Below are 14,663 nucleotides of genomic sequence, written 5' to 3' on the forward strand. Positions count from 1 at the left end.
CATGAGCACCATTATCGATATCCACGCCCGCGAGATCCTCGACAGCCGGGGCAACCCCACCGTCGAAGTCGACGTCACCCTCGAAGACGGCACCATGGGCCGCGCTGCCGTGCCATCGGGGGCGTCAACCGGGGTCCACGAAGCCGTGGAAAAACGTGACGGCGACAAATCCCGCTACATGGGCAAAGGCGTGCTGGAGGCCGTCGCGGCCGTGAACGGCGAGATCGCCGAGAACCTCATCGGGTTCGACGCCACCGAGCAGGTCGCCATCGACATGATGATGATTGAACTCGACGGCACCGACAACAAGAGCCGCCTGGGCGCCAACGCCATCCTCGGCGTGTCGCTGGCCTGTGCGAAGGCCGCTGCCGATTTCTCTGGCCAGCCGCTGTTCCGCTACGTGGGCGGCACCTCTGCGCGCACCCTGCCCGTGCCAATGATGAACATCATCAACGGCGGCGAGCACGCGGACAACCCGATCGACATTCAGGAATTCATGATCATGCCGGTCTCCGCGACCAGCATCCGCGAAGCGGTCCGCATGGGCTCCGAAGTGTTCCACACGCTGAAGAAAGAGCTTTCGGCGGCGGGCATGTCCACGGGTCTGGGCGACGAAGGCGGCTTTGCCCCTGAGCTGAAAGGCACGCGCGACGCGCTGGATTTCATCCTGAAATCCATTGAAAAGGCGGGCTACACGCCCGGCGAGGACATCTACCTCGCGCTCGATTGCGCCGCGACCGAGTACTACAAGGACGGCAAATACGAGATGAAGGGCGAAGGCCTGTCGCTGACCGCCGAGGAAAACGTCAAGTACCTCGAAGCACTGGTCAACGACTACCCGATCATCTCCATCGAAGACGGTTGTTCCGAGGATGACTGGGACGGCTGGAAGCTGCTCAACGACGCCATCGGCGACCGTTGCCAGTTGGTGGGCGACGATCTGTTCGTGACCAACCCGGCGCGTCTGGCGATGGGGATCGAGCGCGGCTCCGCCAACTCCATGCTGGTGAAGGTCAACCAGATCGGCACCCTGACCGAGACGCTTCAGGCGGTGGAAATGGCGCACCGCGCGCGCATGACCAACGTGATGTCGCACCGTTCCGGCGAAACCGAGGATGCCACCATCGCGGACCTCGCCGTGGCCACCAACTGCGGTCAGATCAAGACCGGCTCGCTTGCACGGTCGGACCGGTTGGCAAAGTACAACCAGCTGATCCGCATCGAGGAAATGCTGGAAGATACCGCGATCTACGCAGGCCGCGCCATCCTGCGTTAATCTGAGTTTCAGATACACCAATCGGCAAAATTCGGCTGATCCAACCCTGCAAACCGCCACGTATTCCAAAAACGTGGCGGTTTTTTCACGCTTCGATTACGGTAACTCGACTAGGTGGAATTGCAGGCAATTTGGCAGGAATTCTTGGACGGTGACAAAAGCCCCAATTGAAGACCGTCTCGACGATGTCAGACGGGCAGAATACGGCGCCCCCATGGAGGTTGCTGCGCGTTTGGCGGCGGTGACCGTGACGGCGCTGCTTGTGGGCGTGTTTGGCGGCAATGTGTTGTGCCTGATCTGGCTGACGGTGCATCTGGTGTCTCAGGCGACGTTTGCCGGGTTGCTGTTTCGGCGGTTCCCCGTGCCTGACCGCCTGGCCTTCCCGATTGCCATCGGTCTGTATGCCTTCATGATCGTGAACTATTCCATTTACCCGCTGTATCTGATCGCGTTGAACCAGAATATCGCCCTGCTGACCGTCGCGAGTTTTGCGCTGGTCGGGCAAGTCACCTACATTCAGCAACGCCGATTGTTGGAGCCGCATATCGTGGCCACGGACGTGATCAGCATGGCCTTGATCCTTGTCACGTTGACGGCCATTCTTTTGCCCTACGCGACGCAAATGTCCGATCGGGTGCTGTTGCTGGTCACGCCGGTTGTGTTGTTCGGCTACGTCCTGTCGTCGCTGTTCAGCGGATTGCGACAGCAACGGCTGCTGCGCGATACGCAAGCGCGCTACGCGTCCTCTCAGAAAGCGCGGGCGCTGAACCAGTTCGTCGGCGGCGTGGCGCATGATTTCAACAATCAACTGACTGCGATCCTTGGGCATCTGGAGCTGTATGAGCTGCTGGACAACCCGGAGGAACAACGGCAGGCGTTGTCTGAAAGCCGTGCTGCCGCCCGTCGCGCCGCGCTGACGGTCCAGCAGCTTCTGACGTCATCGGGGCGCACGCGGCTGTCGCCGGCGCAGGTGCCGATGGACGCGTTTCTCAACCACCTCAAGGCCATGCTGCCCGACTTGCTGGGCCCGGGGATGCGCGTGACGGTCACGGCACCACCGTCGACACAGACCGCCTGGGTCGATGCGGATATGCTGGAAACCTGCATGGTTCAGATTTGTCTGAACGCACAGGATGCTTCTGTGGGCACGGGGCGCGTGCGCATCTGGGCGGAAACCTGCACCCAGCTTCCGCCACAGGAGCAGCCCATTGGCTCAGAGCCGCCCTGGACTGTTCTATGGATCGAGGACGACGGGCCCGGTGTCTCGCCGGAGGCGTTGCCCCAACTGGCGGAGCCGTTTTATACCACCAAATCCACCAGCGAGGGCGCGGGGCTTGGCCTGTCCGCCGTGGCCGGATTCGCGCGGCAATCCGGCGGCCAGCTCATGATCCGAAGCGCGCCCGAGACAGGTTTGCAGGTCGGCATCGCGCTCCCGTCGAACGCACCGTGTCCCGGCGTCCAGACGAAGCAGCAGGAGCGCGCGAAACGTGCGTCGTCACCAAAGCCTGACATGACAACGCCAAGGCGCTCCCCCAAACGGACGCAAGTTCAGGTCTCTGGTTCCTGATACATTCCTTGGGCCTTGAGCGCGTCGACAACTTCCTTGGGCATGTAGGTTTCGTCATGCTTGGCGAGGATCTCAGAGGCCTGAAACACGCCTTCTACATAACGGCCGGTGCCAACCATCCCCTGGTTTTCCTCAAAGAGATCGGGCAGCACGCCGGTAAAGACCACGGGCACTGTCGCGCCGCCATCGGTGACGGAAAAGCGGATGGTTTCGCCATCGTCACGGACCAGGGTCCCCTCTTCGACCAGGCCACCGATGCGGAACACTTCCGTTTCGGTGGGCGGCGCCTCCATCACCTGGCTGGGCGAGCGAAAGAAATTGATCCCGTCGCGCATGGCGTAGCCGATCAACCCGGTCGAGACGATCAGAGCCACCGCCGCCAAAGCGACCACTTGGATTCGGCGTTGCTTTTTCAGCGATTTCAGGGCCATTCACGTTCTCCCGTCACATGAGCGTACTGCTATATATGCGATTTTAACGACCAAGGGGAGAGGCGCGTCGATTTGACCGAATTCGGCCGCCCCTCCCCTTTTCTGCGTCGCGAAACAGGCCGGGGTCCGGGGCAGCACCCCGGCGCCCGCAGAGCCAGGACATCCTTACGGGAAACAGGGCGCCAGCATCAGACCGGCGGTTTCGTCGACGCCGAGCATCAGGTTGGCGTTCTGCATCGCCTGCCCGGACGAGCCTTTGCACAGGTTGTCCAGCGCCGCGACCACGATGACACGGCCCGGCAGGCGGTCCGCCACCACGCCGATATGCACGAAGTTCGAGCCGCGCACATGATGCGTCGAAGGCGTCTCCCCCATGGGCAGGACTTCGACAAAAGGCTCATCGGCGTAGGCGGTCCGGAGCGCGGCGTTGATCGCCTCGGCGTCCCCCCGAACGTAGGCCGTGGCAAGGATTCCGCGGTTGAAGGGGCCAAGATGCGGCGTGAACTGGATCTTCACCTCGCGCCCTGCGAGCGCGGAAAATTCCTGATCGAACTCCCCCAGGTGCCGGTGCGTGCTGCCCACGGCGTAGGCGTTTGTGCCCTCGGACAGCTCTGCGTGCAGCAGGTTTTCCTTCAGCGACCGGCCCGCGCCGGACACGCCGCATTGCAGATCGAGGATGATCTCGTCGAGGTCGATCACCCCGCCGGCAATCAGCGGGCGCAGGATATACTGGCCGGTCGCGGCGTTGCAGCCGGTTCCAGCGACAAGCCGCGCGCCCTTGATGTCGTCGCGGTAAAATTCGGTCAGCCCGTAAACGGCTTCTGTCTGCATCTCCTTGGCCGCGTGGTCGTTGCCGTACCACTGCTTGTACGCCTCCGGGTCGCGCAGCCGGAAGTCCGCCGAGAGGTCGACGATCTTGACCGTCTTCGGCAGCTTGGAGATCACCTCCTGCGAGGTCTTATGCGGCAGCGCGCAGAAACACAGGTCGATCTGGTCAAAGTCGATCTGCTCCCATGTCACCAGTTCCGGCAGGTCGAGGTGACGCAGATGCGGGAACACGGACGCCAGCGGCTGCCCGGCCTTGGAATTCGCGGCCAGCGCGGTGATCCTGAACGAAGGATGCGTGGCGATGAGCCGGATCAGTTCCGCGCCGGTGTAGCCGGACGCGCCGATGATGGCGATGGATTGGGTCATGAGACACCTCGAATTTTCAGAAAGCAGGACACAGGCATGGGCACCGCACCGAGGATCGGGCGGATGGCGGCTTTATCGTCGGCTGAGAGGCGCGATAATGTCATACATGCAAGGTCTCCTTGGCTTTGAGATACCCTGTCTCCCCCCCGGTTTCAACAACGGAACACGCGCAAAGCCACGAGGCGAGCGGAGTATAAATCAATCGCGTTTATACTTTGGCGCGTGAAAGTCAGCTGTGGGTCGTCGTTTTTGGCGTGTCTCCAAACGGGCGATTAAGATTTGAATGGAATCATCTGAAACGTGGGAATGACCCACGAGGCGGCAGAAGTCCCTGGAGGCGCGCGCTGGCAGAGCTGTGAGGCCTGACCATCGTGCCAAGGAGGTGACAAATGTCCACACACATGCATACCGAATTGAGTGGCCCGGTCGTACGGGTGGCCACGGGGCGCGGATACACCGGCATGGCTGTCGCGGATTTCAGCGACGTTCTTGGCAAGGCTGATGACAAGGCCACGTCCAAGACTGCGGAGTTGTATCGCGCGATTTATATCAGCCATACCCGCAACCGCCTGCCAGATCAGCAGCTCGATGCGCTGATGACGGATCTGCATCGGCAACATGCCATCTGCGGCATCTCGGGCCTGCTGCTGTACAAATCGCGCACCTTTTTTGAAATCATCGAAGGCCCGCAGCACACGGTCGACCGGACGCTGGACCGGATCTTTGCCGATCCGCGTCACTACAAGATGAAGGTGATGCTGTATCAACGCGCGCCGAGCCGCAGGTTTGATGGCTGGTCCATGGGGTTTCGCAGGCTGGATGGCCGCAAGACCAGGCAGACCTGCTATTTCACCCTGACGCGGCGCGCGTTGGAAGAAAGGTTCCCCCGGGGCGCGACCAAGGAAATCATGTATTTCCTGCGCGCCTATCTGGAGGCGCGTTTCACCCTTCCACCACAACAGGAGATCGCGGTGCGCTGCCGCGTAAACCCCAGGCTGAACGCCTGAGCCGCTGTGCGATCACACAGATTCGAAGATGATCTGGTGCCTCAGAAAGCTGGTGGCGTGGCGCGAGACCCTGGCCGGGTCACCGGTGGTGAGGAACTTCGAGGTGGTGCCGCTGCCCAGCATGTTCGGGTGACGGTCGAGATAATCCGCGAGGCTGTCGGGCACCAGATCCGCCTGGCTGAACAGCCTCACATCCGCGCCGAGGGCGTCCTGGAAGATGTCGAACATCAGCGGGTAGTGCGTGCAGCCAAGGATCGCCGCCTGCGGCCTCGGCATCTTGCGCTTGAGGGCATCGACGTGGGAGCGCACGAGCGCCTCGGCCAGGATCATGTCACCGTCTTCGATGGCGTCCACCAGACCGCCGCAGGCCTGTGCCTCCACATCGACGCCGATGGCGCGGAAGGACAGCTCGCGCTGAAAGGCACGGCTGCTGACGGTGGCGGGCGTGGCAAAGAGCGCCACATGGTTGACGGCCACTTCGCGTGGGGGAGAGTTGTCGCCCCATTGCCGTTCGGTCATGGCTTCGATCAGCGGGACAAAGACGCCGAGCACCCGCTTGTCGCGGGGAATCCAGTTTTCCTGCATCCGGCGCAGCGCCGCGGCGCTGGCGGTGTTGCAGGCGAGGACCACCAGATCGCAGCCTTCGTCGAACAGGCGCGACACGGCCTTGGTCGTCAGGTCGTAGATGTCATCGGCGTCGCGGACACCGTAGGGCGCGTGGGCGCTGTCGGCGAAATAGACGAAGGGCACATCCGGCAGCCGCCTCACCGCTGCATCCAGCACGGTCAGGCCGCCCAGACCTGAATCGAAAACGCCAACTGCCATGTCTTTCGCCTTTTCACCCGCGCGGTCTCGGTGCCGCGTCTGTGCCTCGATTGCGCCCGCGCCGGTCCTTGGACAGATGGCGCGGTCATGGACATCTCATAAGAGGCTTTTGCGGGGAAATCCATCACGGCGCGCGCCTATGATGCGCGCGCCGTGATCTGTGGTGAAATGACACCGCCCGGCGGCTATTCCGCTGCCTGTGCCATGCCTTTTCCGCCATTGCGCAAGGCGGCGAGCAGCTCTTCGCGGCGCTTTTCTGCCGTTGCGGCGTTGGCGAGTTTCACCGGGCCAAAGCCGCGGATGCTGAGCGGCAGTTCGGCCAGGGCAATCAACGGCTCCATGATCTCGGGCGCAGCCTTTGGAAGCCATGCGTGCATGTCAGCCTCGTACTGCGCGATCAGGGCACGCTCCATGCGGCGTTCCTCGGTCCGGCCGAAGGGGTCGAGCGCGGTGCCGCGCAGGCGTTTCATCCGTGCCAGCCAGCGAAAGCCGGTGAGCATCCTGGGGCCGAAGGTCTTCTTCTTGGGGCGACCGTCGCTGCCCTCCTCGCTCATCAAGGGCGGGGCGAGGTGGAAGGTCATCTTGAAATCACCGTCAAAGGTGTCGCGCGCCTTTTGCTCGGTCTCCAGATGCAAGCGGGCCACTTCGTATTCATCCTTGTAGGCCAAGAGCTTGTGGTAGCCTTTTGCCACGGCTTCCTTCAGCTTTGGATCCTGGATCGGGCGCAGCATGTCGCGGTAGCGCGCGGCGAGGTCCTCGTTCTGGTAGGCGGTCAGATGCTCCGCACGAAAGGCGATTTTCTCATCGAGCGATTTGGGTTTGCTGATGACGTTGGGTTTGAGCATCCCGGCTGCGTCCTCGGGGTACAGCACAGCCCAACGGCCAATGTCGAAGGCGCGCAGGTTGGCCGCAACCGCCGCACCGTTCAGCTCGATCGCCTGCTGGATCGCGTCGAGCGACAGGGGCACCAGCCCGCGCTGCCACGCCGCGCCAAGGATCATGATGTTGGAAAAGATCGAATCCCCCATGGTGGCGCGCGCCAGCTCTGACGCGTCAAAGAAGGCGGCCCGCTCTTTCAGGCGTGCCTGCAGGGCCAGGGTCAACCGGTCGGCGGGCAGCTGGAATTCGGTGTTGCGGGTGAATTCGCCGGTGATGATCTCGTGGCTGTTGACCACGGCGCCGGTGCGGCCCGTGCGGGTCAGGCCAAGCGTTTTCGCCCCCGCAGAGACGACCAGATCACCGCCGATCAGCGCGTCCGCCTCGCCCGTGGCGACACGGACGGCGCTGATGTCTTCGGGCCGCTCTGCCAGACGCAGGTGAATGTGTACCGCACCGCCCTTCTGTGCCAGACCGGCCATTTCCATCATGCCCGCGCCCTTGCCGTCGATCTGCGCGGCCTGCGCCAGCACCGCACCGATGGTGACGACGCCGGTGCCGCCGACCCCGGTGATGACCACGTTCCAGGTGCCGTCGATCCTGGGCAGGACGGCGTCGGGAAGGTCGGGCAGCTCCAGCGTCTTGGTCTGCGCCTTGCGCACCGTCGCCCCTTCGAGGGTGACGAAGGAGGGGCAGAACCCCTTGAGGCAGGAGAAATCTTTGTTGCAGGCGGATTGGTCGATGGCCCGTTTGCGGCCCAGTTCGGTTTCCTCCGGCACGATGGCGACGCAGTTGGACTGTACGCCACAATCGCCGCAGCCTTCGCAGACGTCGGTGTTGATGAAAACCCGCTTGTCCGGGTCGGGGAACAGCCCCCGCTTGCGGCGGCGGCGCTTTTCGGCGGCGCAGGTCTGGACGTACAGCAGGACGGACACGCCTTCCTGCTTGGCCATGCTGCGCTGCACCTCGTCGAGGTCTTCGCGTTCGTGCAGCGTTACGCCGTCAGGGTAGCCGTTGGACACGTCTTCCTTCTGGTCATAGACCACCGCCACGCGGCTGACGCCCATGGCGCGGACCTCGGCGGCAATACGCTGGGGCGAGAGGCCGCCCTCGTTCGCCTGCCCGCCGGTCATGGCGACGGCGTCGTTGTAAAGGATCTTGTAGGTGATGTTGGTGTTCGCCGCGAGCGCCGCGCGGATCGCCTGAACGCCGGAGTGGTTGTAGGTGCCATCCCCGAGGTTCTGGAACACATGCGGGGTGGTGGAAAACGGCGCCTCCCCGATCCAGTTCGCGCCCTCGGCCCCCATGTGGGTAAAGCCGGAGGTCTCGCGGTCCATCCACTGCACCATGTAGTGACAGCCGATGCCCGCGTAGGCGCGGCTGCCGTCAGGCACCTTGGTCGACGAGTTGTGCGGACAGCCGGCACAGAACCACGGCGTGCGGGCGGCGATTTCCTCGGCATTGTCGGCGCGATTGGCCTCTTCGATGCGGGTGAGACCGGCCTTGACGCCATCGGTGCCCCTGCCCTCTTCGATGAGGATATCGCCGAGTTTCTGCGCGATCCAGACCGGGTCGAGCGCGCCCCGCGTGGGGAACAGCTCTTCGCGGTGCATCGCGCCGGAGCCGCCCTTGTACCAGCCGTAGACGCGGCGCCCGCGACGGTCGTCGAAGATCGCCTCCTTGACCTGCACTTCGATCAGCTTGCGCTTCTCCTCGACGATGACGATCAGGTCCAGCCCTTCGGCCCAGTCGTGAAAGCCCTGCATGTCGAGCGGGAAGACCTGCCCGACCTTGTAGGTGGTGATGCCGAGGCGCTCTGCCTCTGCCTCGTCGATGCCAAGCAGCGCCATGGCGTGTTGCAGATCGAGCCAGTTCTTGCCCGCCGAGACGAAGCCGATCTTGGCCCCCGGCTTCCCCCAGACGCGTTTGTCCATGCCGTTGGCGCGGCTGAAGGCTTCGGCGGCAAAGCGTTTGTGGTCGATCATGCGCGTTTCCTGCGCATGGGGCGTGTCGCCCAGACGGATGTTCAGACCGCCCTCCGGCATGGGGAAATCCGGCGTGACCAGCTGCACGCGATCCGGGCGGCCATCAACGACGGCCGTGGCCTCGACCGTGTCTTTCATGGTCTTGAGGCCAACCCAAACCCCGGCAAAGCGGCTGAGCGCGTAGCCATAAATGCCGTAATCGAGGATTTCCTGCACGCCTGCGGGACTGACAACGGGCATGTAGGCGTCCACCAGCGCCCATTCGGACTGGTGCAGAACGGTGGAGGATTCGCCGGTGTGGTCGTCGCCCATGGCCATCAGCACGCCGCCATGCTGCGACGTTCCGGCCATGTTGGCGTGGCGCATGGCGTCGCCGGAACGGTCCACCCCCGGCCCCTTGCCGTACCAAAGACCAAAGACGCCGTCGAACTTGCCCTCGCCGCGCAGTTCCGCCTGCTGGGCACCCCAAAGGGCCGTGGCGGCGAGGTCCTCGTTCAGCCCCTCCTGAAAAAGAATATCGTTTTCATGCAACTGTTTTTGGGCGCGGTGCATTTGCATATCGACGGCGCCGAGTGGCGAGCCCCTGTAGCCAGTGCAATATCCGGCGGTGTTCAGACCCGCAGCGCGGTCGCGCGCCTTTTGAGTCAACATCAGCCGAACAAGTGCTTGCGTGCCGTTCAACAGGACCGTGTCCTTTGTCAGGTCGAACCTGTCATTCAGGGTAATCCGATGCTTGCTCATGATACGCCTCCCAACGCTGAGTTTAGAGGCATTATACAGACAAACAAGGTCAATGAAACTGACCTATGCGTGATTTTTTTCTTAAAGACCGACGCTTAAATCAAGTTGGTATTCATTTAATCGTTTTCTGCGTCTATGTGTGCGCCAGCAGCTGAAAGTGTAAGATATGGACTGGGACAAGCTAAGGATATTTCACGCGGTCGCGGATGCGGGCAGTTTGACCCATGCGGGCGATGCGCTGCATTTGTCGCAATCTGCCGTGTCCCGACAGGTGCGCGCCCTCGAAGAGGCGCTCAACACCACCCTGTTCCACCGCCACGCGCGGGGGCTGATTCTCACCGAACAGGGGGAGTTGCTGTTCGAGGCGACCTCTTCGATGATCAAGCGGATCGACAGCGCCACCGCGCGCATCCGCGACTCCGAAGAAGAGGTGTTCGGCCAGCTCAAGGTGACGACCACGCATGGCTTTGGCGCGCTGTGGCTCGCGCCGCGGCTGGCGAAACTTTACGACAAATATCCCGACCTCAAGATCGACCTGATGCTGGAGGAGCGCGTGCTCGACCTGCCGATGCGGGAGGCCGACGTTGCCATCCGCATGAAGGAGCCGAGCCAGGCCGATCTGATCCGCAAACGGCTGATGTCGATCCGGATGCGGATGTATGCATCACCCGAATACCTTGAGGCGCACGGTGTGCCGACGGAAATCTCGGACATTCAGAACCACCGTCTGATCTGCCAAGCGCCCGGCGCACCGCAGGTTATGGCGGGTGAACAGCTGGTTGAATCGCTGCTGGCGCATGATGTTCAGACGTCGCTGACGGTGAACAACTACTTTGGCGTCTTGCAAGCCGTGGTTGCAAACCTCGGGATCGGCGTGCTGCCGGATTACATCATCGAGGACTTCCCCACGATGATCCGCGTGCTACCTGATATAGAAAGCATCGAAGTGCCTGTTTTTCTGGCATATCCAGAAGAACTGCGTCAGTCGAAGCGCGTTTCGGCCTTCCGCGACTTCGTTCAGGACGAAATTATAGCACACAGACGCCAAAGACGCGCCATGGGCGCCGACTAAATCAACTCAGGGGAGAAATTCTCAGTGTGGTATGCGCACAACGCATAACAGCAATGCTGCATCTGCGACATGGTTTTGCTTGCTCGACTCATATCTGATGATTTAATCGGCACATGTTGATGCAGCGTAGTATCTGCGATGCATCTTCAACCTCCCTGTTGGACTTCGGCCGAGCTTTGTGCTCGGCCTTTTTTTTGGCCAGGCGCGAGGACGCGACACCGTGTTTTAACGAAGTCTGCGCGATACTTGGCTTGCCCTCTTCCCCAACCTGCGGCGCGCGCTAGCATTCCTCCCAGTCAGCCAGCCCGAAAGGTATACAAAGTGCAAATGCCGCCGCCCCGTGTGCCGTACCGTTCGGCGCATCGCTTTGCCCGTCCACTGTGGACGGCTGCGGGGATATTGGCCGTGGCCCTCGGAGTGATCGGCATCGTGCTGCCGGTCTTGCCCACGACACCGTTCCTGCTGCTGGCGGGGGTGTGCTTCGGCAAGGGATCGCCGCGGCTGCGCCATTGGCTGGAAACGCATCCACGCCTTGGCCCGCCGGTTGTCGCCTGGGAGCAGACAGGCGCGATTGCCAGACGGCACAAGAAAATGGCGCTTGGCATGATGGCGGCGACCTTTGCCGTCGGCCTTGCCGTTGGCCTGCCCGCGCATGTGCTGGGCATCCAGGTGATCTGCTTTCTGTGCGCGGGCAGCTACGTGTGGACCCGCCCCGACGCGTGATCGCGAAAACCCTCAGTTGCATCGCCGGGGAAACAGCCTAACCTGATTGCATCGCTACAGACGTTCCGGGACCTTTCGATGCAAAGCACGCAACATATCTCCTGCTCTTGTCATGCCATGACCTGGAGCCTGTCTAACAGCGCGCCGGGTCGCCACGTGGTCTGTTATTGTGCCGATTGCCAGTCGTTTGCGCGCCATCTGGGACATACGGAGATCTTCGCGCCCCACAACGGCACGCACATCTGGCAGACCGTGCCGGAGGCGTTGCAGATCACCGGCGGGCTGGAGCATCTGCGCGCGCTGCGCCTGTCTCCAAAGGGATTGATGCGCTGGTACGCGGGCTGTTGCGGGACGCCCATCGCCAACACGCTGGCCAAGCCGACGGTGCCCTTTGTCGGGGCCATCCTGCCCGCGCCGGGCGACGGGTTCGGCCCGGTGAAAGGTCATGTGAACACCGCCATCACGCGCGGCGCGGTCAAGGAACGGGGGCTTCACGCGGCAGGCGGCACGATCCTGCTGCGCGCCGTCGGTGCCCTGCTGCGGCAAAAGACGCGCGGCAGCTTCTTTGACGAGGCGGGCCAGCCGGTGCGCGATCCGCAGGTGTTGACCGTGGCAGAACGCACAGCAGCACGGGGCGCGACGGCCTGAGGACCGCCTTGCCCCTTCCCCCCGCGCCCGCCTTGGCTTAAAGAGCGCGGCAAATGCCAATCGAGGGGGAATCCCATGCAGGAACCGGCCATCACCGAAGAGCTCATCGCATCTCACGGCATCAAGCCCGATGAATACGCCGAGATCCTGCGCATCCTGGACCGGGAGCCGACCTTTACCGAGCTCGGCATCTTCTCTGCCATGTGGAACGAGCACTGTTCCTACAAGTCCTCCAAGCTGCATCTGAAGAAACTGCCGACCACCGGCCCGCAGGTGATCTGCGGCCCCGGTGAAAACGCCGGTGTGGTGGATATCGGCGACGGTCAGGCCGTGGTGTTCAAGATGGAGAGCCACAACCACCCCTCCTACATCGAACCCTATCAAGGTGCTGCGACGGGCGTGGGCGGCATCCTGCGCGACGTGTTCACCATGGGCGCGCGGCCGATTGCGGCGATGAACTCGCTGTCGTTTGGTGAGCCGGACCATCCCAAGACACGGCAACTGGTGCATGGCGTCGTCGAAGGCGTCGGCGGCTATGGCAACGCGTTCGGCGTGCCGACGGTCGGTGGCGAGGTGCGCTTTCACGCGGCCTACAACGGCAACTGCCTGGTGAACGCCTTTGCCGCCGGTCTGGCGGATACGGACAAGATCTTTTACTCCGCCGCGTCGGGCGTGGGCCGTCCCGTGGTGTACCTTGGGGCCAAGACGGGCCGTGACGGGGTTGGCGGTGCGACTATGGCCTCGGCCGAGTTTGACGAGACCATCGAGGAAAAGCGCCCCACCGTTCAGGTCGGCGACCCCTTCACCGAAAAGCGCCTGATGGAAGCGACGCTGGAGCTGATGCAGACCGGTGCGGTGATCTCCATTCAGGATATGGGCGCGGCGGGCCTGACCTGCTCTGCTGTTGAGATGGGCGACAAGGGTGGCCTTGGCGTGCGGCTGGACCTGGAAAAGGTGCCGCAGCGCGAAACCAACATGACAGCCTATGAAATGATGCTGTCGGAATCCCAGGAACGCATGTTGATGGTGCTGGACCCGGCGAAGGAAGCCGAGGCCAAGGCGGTGTTTGTCAAATGGGATCTCGACTTTGCCATCGTGGGCGAAACGATTGCCGAGGACCGCTTCCTCATCGTGCACAACGGCGAGGTCATGGCGGACATGCCGCTGTCCAAGCTGTCGTCCTCCGCTCCTGAATACGACCGCCCGCATGTGCCCACCCCGGAGGCCGCGCCGCTGGCGGATGTGCCGCAGATCGACCCGATCGACGGGCTGAAGGCGCTGCTGGCCAGCCCGAACTACGCGTCAAAGGCCTGGGTCTACAACCAATACGACAGCCAGGTGATGGCTGATACCATGCGCACGCCGGGCTTTGGCGCGGGCGTGATCCGCGTGCATGGCACCGAGAAGAAGCTCGCCTTCACCTCCGACGTGACGCCGCGCTACGTCAAGGCCAACCCCGTCGAGGGCGGCAAGCAGGCGGTGGCCGAAGCCTATCGCAACCTGAGCGCCGTAGGCGCGCTGCCGCTGGCCACCACCGACAACCTGAACTTCGGCAACCCCGAGAAGCCCGAGATCATGGGCCAATTCGTCGGCGCGCTGGATGGCATCGGTCAGGCCTGCATTGCGCTTGACATGCCCATCGTGTCCGGCAACGTTTCGCTGTACAACGAAACCGACGGCACCGGCATCCTGCCGACGCCAACCATTGGCGCGGTGGGCCTGATTGCCGCCGACGAGGCCCCGATCCTCGACACCCCGCGCGAAGGCCATGTGGCCCTGCTGCTGGGGGACACCGGTACACATCTGGGCCAGTCGGCCTTGCTGGCAGAGGTCTTCAACCGCGAAGACGGCGATGCGCCGCATGTGGACCTCGCAGTGGAAAAGGCCAACGGTGACTTCATCCGGGCCAACCGGGACTGGATCAAATCCTGCACCGACCTGTCGGATGGCGGCCTTGCCATGGCCGCGTTCGAAATGGCCGCAGCCGGTGGCGTGGGTGTGGTGCTCGACAGCGCCGACACGCAGGAGCTGTTTGGCGAGGATCAGGGCCGCTACCTGATCGCCTGCAACTTCGACCAGGCGGAGGCCCTGATGCTGGCCGCCGCGCAGGCCGGCGTCACGCTGACCACAGTGGGGAAATTCGTTGGCACCACGATGAAGATGGGCAGCTCCGAGGCCCCCTTGTCCGAGTTGGTCAACGTCCACGACGGCGCCTTCGCCGCCACTTTCGGCTGACCTCGTCAGAAGCTTTTGCTTCGGAGCCGCCGTCGCCTGAGACCGGGGCGACGGACGGTATCACGGCGCGCAAGCTGTTTCGC

Annotated in this window: 11 protein-coding genes; 7 read left to right on the forward strand and 4 right to left on the reverse strand. The window is 62.9% G+C overall.

The genetic code is table 11. The features are described from left to right. The first annotated feature begins 1 nt into the window (after window position 1). Window positions 2-1,276, forward strand: coding sequence for a phosphopyruvate hydratase (gene eno / locus GGQ68_RS08700; RefSeq protein ID WP_183965074.1), 1,275 nt, complete (start codon window positions 2-4; stop codon window positions 1,274-1,276). Between the two features lie 151 nt (window positions 1,277-1,427). Next, the gene (locus GGQ68_RS08705; protein ID WP_183965076.1) at window positions 1,428-2,843 is read left to right on the forward strand and encodes an ATP-binding protein; all 1,416 of its coding nucleotides are present in this window, start codon (window positions 1,428-1,430) and stop codon (window positions 2,841-2,843) included. Here GGQ68_RS08705 and ccmE read toward each other — a convergent pair. Continuing rightward, window positions 2,825-3,274, reverse strand: coding sequence for a cytochrome c maturation protein CcmE (ccmE, locus tag GGQ68_RS08710; RefSeq protein ID WP_183965078.1), 450 nt, complete (start codon window positions 3,272-3,274; stop codon window positions 2,825-2,827). The two genes, GGQ68_RS08705 and ccmE, sit on opposite strands and share 19 nt — an antisense overlap. A gap of 165 nt (window positions 3,275-3,439) precedes the next feature. After that, window positions 3,440-4,468 (reverse strand): N-acetyl-gamma-glutamyl-phosphate reductase, encoded by a 1,029-nt coding sequence (argC, locus tag GGQ68_RS08715; RefSeq protein WP_183965080.1) that lies wholly within the window; start codon window positions 4,466-4,468, stop codon window positions 3,440-3,442. A gap of 389 nt (window positions 4,469-4,857) precedes the next feature. Here argC and GGQ68_RS08720 point away from each other — a divergent pair, with 389 nt between their 5' ends. Then, on the forward strand, window positions 4,858-5,475 hold the full coding sequence (locus GGQ68_RS08720) for a BLUF domain-containing protein (protein WP_183965082.1): 618 nt from the start codon (window positions 4,858-4,860) through the stop codon (window positions 5,473-5,475). 12 nt (window positions 5,476-5,487) lie between these two features. Here the strand turns inward: GGQ68_RS08720 and GGQ68_RS08725 are convergent, their stop codons facing one another. Together GGQ68_RS08725 and GGQ68_RS08730 are read right to left on the reverse strand one after the other, a co-directional pair. Then, window positions 5,488-6,300, reverse strand: coding sequence for a glutamate racemase (locus GGQ68_RS08725; protein WP_183965083.1), 813 nt, complete (start codon window positions 6,298-6,300; stop codon window positions 5,488-5,490). A 185-nt stretch (window positions 6,301-6,485) separates the two neighbouring features. Further along, entirely contained in the window at window positions 6,486-9,902 is a 3,417-nt protein-coding gene (locus tag GGQ68_RS08730; protein WP_183965084.1) for an indolepyruvate ferredoxin oxidoreductase family protein, read from the reverse strand. Window positions 9,903-10,068: 166 nt separating this feature from the next. On the opposite strand from GGQ68_RS08730, the gene GGQ68_RS08735 reads away from it, so the two are divergent. From GGQ68_RS08735 to purL, 4 genes are all read left to right on the forward strand, one after another. Further along, a complete protein-coding gene (locus GGQ68_RS08735) occupies window positions 10,069-10,974 on the forward strand; it encodes a LysR family transcriptional regulator (RefSeq protein ID WP_183965085.1) in 906 nt (301 codons plus the stop codon). A 327-nt stretch (window positions 10,975-11,301) separates the two neighbouring features. Continuing rightward, entirely contained in the window at window positions 11,302-11,697 is a 396-nt protein-coding gene (locus GGQ68_RS08740) for a YbaN family protein (RefSeq protein WP_183965086.1), read from the forward strand. 78 nt (window positions 11,698-11,775) lie between these two features. Beyond that, entirely contained in the window at window positions 11,776-12,345 is a 570-nt protein-coding gene (locus GGQ68_RS08745; RefSeq protein WP_183965087.1) for a DUF6151 family protein, read from the forward strand. Window positions 12,346-12,420: 75 nt separating this feature from the next. Beyond that, a complete protein-coding gene (gene purL, locus GGQ68_RS08750; RefSeq protein ID WP_183965088.1) occupies window positions 12,421-14,580 on the forward strand; it encodes a phosphoribosylformylglycinamidine synthase subunit PurL in 2,160 nt (719 codons plus the stop codon). Window positions 14,581-14,663 lie beyond the last annotated feature (83 nt).

This window comes from Sagittula marina (genome assembly GCF_014196795.1).
Taxonomy (GTDB): Bacteria; Pseudomonadota; Alphaproteobacteria; order Rhodobacterales; family Rhodobacteraceae; genus Sagittula; species Sagittula marina.

What these genes read in the sequence shown, in the direction of transcription:
- eno (WP_183965074.1), top strand. Translation starts at nt 2, where the DNA reads ATGAGCACCATTATCGATATCCACGCCCGCGAGATCCTCGACAGCCGG.
- ccmE (WP_183965078.1), bottom strand. Translation starts at nt 3,274, where the DNA reads ATGGCCCTGAAATCGCTGAAAAAGCAACGCCGAATCCAAGTGGTCGCT.
- argC (WP_183965080.1), bottom strand. Translation starts at nt 4,468, where the DNA reads ATGACCCAATCCATCGCCATCATCGGCGCGTCCGGCTACACCGGCGCG.
- GGQ68_RS08720 (WP_183965082.1), top strand. Translation starts at nt 4,858, where the DNA reads ATGTCCACACACATGCATACCGAATTGAGTGGCCCGGTCGTACGGGTG.
- GGQ68_RS08725 (WP_183965083.1), bottom strand. Translation starts at nt 6,300, where the DNA reads ATGGCAGTTGGCGTTTTCGATTCAGGTCTGGGCGGCCTGACCGTGCTG.
- GGQ68_RS08730 (WP_183965084.1), bottom strand. Translation starts at nt 9,902, where the DNA reads ATGAGCAAGCATCGGATTACCCTGAATGACAGGTTCGACCTGACAAAG.
- GGQ68_RS08735 (WP_183965085.1), top strand. Translation starts at nt 10,069, where the DNA reads ATGGACTGGGACAAGCTAAGGATATTTCACGCGGTCGCGGATGCGGGC.
- GGQ68_RS08740 (WP_183965086.1), top strand. Translation starts at nt 11,302, where the DNA reads ATGCCGCCGCCCCGTGTGCCGTACCGTTCGGCGCATCGCTTTGCCCGT.
- GGQ68_RS08745 (WP_183965087.1), top strand. Translation starts at nt 11,776, where the DNA reads ATGCAAAGCACGCAACATATCTCCTGCTCTTGTCATGCCATGACCTGG.
- purL (WP_183965088.1), top strand. Translation starts at nt 12,421, where the DNA reads ATGCAGGAACCGGCCATCACCGAAGAGCTCATCGCATCTCACGGCATC.